Origin of the sequence: Candidatus Thiosymbion oneisti (genome assembly GCF_900092655.1) — a bacterium.
Taxonomy (GTDB): Bacteria; Pseudomonadota; Gammaproteobacteria; order Chromatiales; family Chromatiaceae; genus Thiosymbion; species Thiosymbion oneisti.
The window spans coordinates 1-3,164 of sequence record NZ_FLUY01000727.1 but is presented as its reverse complement, the minus strand read 5'-3'; the positions used below and the strand labels follow the sequence as shown (position 1 = coordinate 3,164).

Sequence of the window (3,164 nt, the reverse complement as noted above, 5' to 3'; positions counted from 1 at the left end):
CGGGTCGAGGCTCTCGGGGTCCGGACCGGCCCGCCACTATCACGGCCAGGGCCGCCGGGCGGGTGATAAGGACCGCCGCGGGCTTGCGCTGGCCCACCCCAGGACGGGAAAATCCCTCATCAGGCAGAGTTGAATGTCAACCCGCCCGGGCGAGCTCTTCGAGGGCCGATATGAAAAAAGAAAGAAGGCTGGACGCTCTGGTTTGGACGCTCAAAGAGGCCGTCGGCCAAGGCAAGAAGTGCACCCTGCTCATCGGCGCGGGCTGCTCGGTCGCAGCGGGCATCCCCACCGCCGCCGGCTTCGTAGAGGAGATCAAGACGCGCAATCCGCCGGCCTATGGACGGGCAACGCAAAAGACCTATCCCTACTGCATGGCGGAGCTTCCGCCGAGCGCGCGTCGGGATCTGATTGCCGAGTTCGTGGACCAAGCCAAGATCAACTGGGCCCATATCGCCATCGCCCAGCTCATGAAAGCAGGCTTCGTCGATCGGATACTCACCATCAACTTCGATCCCTTGGTGGTCCAGGCCTGCGCCCTGGTAGGGGAATTTCCGGCGGTCTACGACTTTGCCGCCTCCCAGCTCTTCAAGCCCGCCGACATCCCCGAGAAGGCCGTGTTTCATCTCCATGGACAGCGCTCCGGCTTCCGCCTCCTGCACACGGAGCAGGAGGTGAAGAAGCACTCCGAGGTCCTGGCGCCGGTGTTCGAGGATGCCGGGCGGGGCCGTATGTGGATCGTGGTGGGCTACAGCGGAGAGAACGACCCGGTATTCGACCACCTGGCTGCCGTACCCCAGTTCGACAACGAGCTCTACTGGATCACCTACCAGGACAATGAACCCCCTGCCCAGGTACGCAAACATCTGCTCCAGCCGGACAACTATGCCTTCTACATCAAGGGCTATGACGCGGACGGCTTCTTCGTGAGGCTGGCCCAGAAGCTCGGATGCTTCCCGCCGGATTTCGTCGGCAGGCCCTTCAGCCACCTGAAACAGATGATGGAGCTGGTAGCGGATTTCGACCCGCCGGGTCAGAACGCCGGGCTCAGGGTCAAGGTCCGTGACTGGATCGCCGACGCCATCGCCCGTTATGAGGAAGGATCGGAACCAGCCCCAGCGGAGCAAGACGCCGAACAGCGCCGTAGCCAGCGCTCGGCCGTGGCGGCCCAGACCCGATTCCTTGCCGGTGACTATGCCAAGGCCAGCGAGATCGCGGCTGGCGCCCTCGGAGAGGAGATGAAGGGACTGGATGCCTGGGCCCATGTCATGGAAGGCAATGACCTCTCTGAACAGGCCGAGACCAAAACCGGCGCGGAGGCGGACCGGCTCTTTGCCGCAGCGACCGAGAAGTATCAGGCGGCCCTCGCTATCAAGCCGGACAAACACGAGGCACTCAATAACTGGGGCCTCACCCTTTCCGAGCAGGCCAAGACCAAAACCGGCGCCGAGGCGGACGAGCTCTTTGCCGTGGCGGGTGAGAAATACCAGGCGGCCCTCGCTATCAAGCCGGACGGTCACCAGGCGCTCTCTAACTGGGGCCTCGCCCTCTACCACCAGGCCGAGACCAAGGGTGGTGCGGAGGCGGACGGGCTCTTTGCCGCGGCGATCGAGAAATACCAGGCGGCCCTCGCTATCAAGCCGGACGATCACCAGGCGCTCTCTAACTGGGGCAGCGCCCTCTACAAGCAGGCCGAGACCAAAACCGGCGCCGAGGCGGACCGGCTCTTTGCCGCGGCGGTCGAGAAATACCAGGCGGCCCTCGCTATCGAGCCGGACGATCACCAGGCGCTCTCTAACTGGGGCAGCGCCCTCTACAAGCAGGCCGAGACCAAGGGCGGCGCGGAGGCGGACGGGCTCTTTGCCGCGGCGACCGAGAAATACCAGGCGGCCCTCGCTATCGAGCCGGACTATCACCAGGCACTCACTAACTGGGGCGGCGCCCTCTACCACCAGGCCGAGACCAAGGGCGGTGCGGAGGCGGAGGAGTTATATCGATCCGCCGCGGAAAAGCTGTCACAGGCGGAAGCGTTGGCACCTGGATATGCCGCCTATAACCTCGCCTGCCTGGCTGCCGTGCAGGGCCGGGAGGCCGAGGCCCTCTCCTGGTTGCTCAAGGCCCGCGAGGCGGGGAGCTTGCCGGATCGTGCTCACATCGACCAGGACCCGGATTTCGATGGTATCCGTAACAGCGACCGGTTTCAGGCGTTTCTGACGGGTCCGGCGGTGTGAAAAAGCGGGGTAGGTATCGACAGCCTGTAGGATAGGCAAAGCAAGCGCCGATCAGGGGGATTTCAAGGTTCGGTTAGGCCACGGAAGTTTCCCGGCCGCGACGGCTTGAGCGGATGCACCAAGCGCCGCGTGCCCATCGATGATGGGTATCAGACGGCAGGCAGATGCCTCTCGTTCCCACGCGCCGCGTGGGAATATGGCAAAGGACAGCTACCCGACACAGCGGATTTGATCGACTGGGCGAACGATTACCGCCATTACCTGACCCTAAGAAACGCTTTAGGCTCTTTATGGATTCCGGACTGCCAACGATCATGGAAGGGTACCACCGGACCTTTTGGAGTGCGGCGGCAACCTCACCCCGATGCTTACCGGAACTTACAGCGCCAGGCATAAGCAGGGGGTCGGCCAGGTGGCACGATCCTGCCGCCGCTTTGGATTTGGCGAGGTATCCGTTCCCGGCCAAGGTGTTGCGGCCAGGGGAAAGCGCCGTCGCCGCGGCGCGGGTGGAACCTAAGTGCCCGAATTCCCGGCCAACGCCACTGGTATCCCCCGTGGCTGAGGTTAGATACGGCTGCGCCGCTTTGCCGGCGCACTCCAAAGCAGTCCGGAATCCATAAAGAGCCACGCTTTATTCACCCCAGAGGTACAGAGAACACGGAGAATACACCGAGGAGTTTTTCTGTTCTCAAGGCCTTAAGTGGTGAAACGAAAATTCGCTGCAAGCGATGAACAGATCAGGATTCACCCCTTAAGAGACGGTGAGCACAGAGAAAACATGCAGGAAGTTCTCTGATTTTCTCTGTGCCTCTGTGCCTTAAGTGGAGAAACGAAAAATCCCTGCAAGCGGTGAAGGGGCCGGGATTTGCCACTTAAGACATGAAGATTTTGGGGAGGGTGGTTCATCCCTGAAAGCTATGAATCTGCAAGATCGAT

The 3,164-nt window shown here is 62.1% G+C and carries 1 protein-coding gene; it reads left to right on the top strand.

All coding sequences use genetic code 11. The features are described from left to right. The first annotated feature begins 170 nt into the window (after positions 1-170). Positions 171-2,228 carry a TPR end-of-group domain-containing protein gene (locus BQ17_RS07910; RefSeq protein ID WP_089725919.1) on the top strand — a complete coding sequence of 686 codons (2,058 nt, stop codon included), beginning with the start codon at positions 171-173 and terminating at the stop codon, positions 2,226-2,228. Positions 2,229-3,164: the final 936 nt, after the last annotated feature.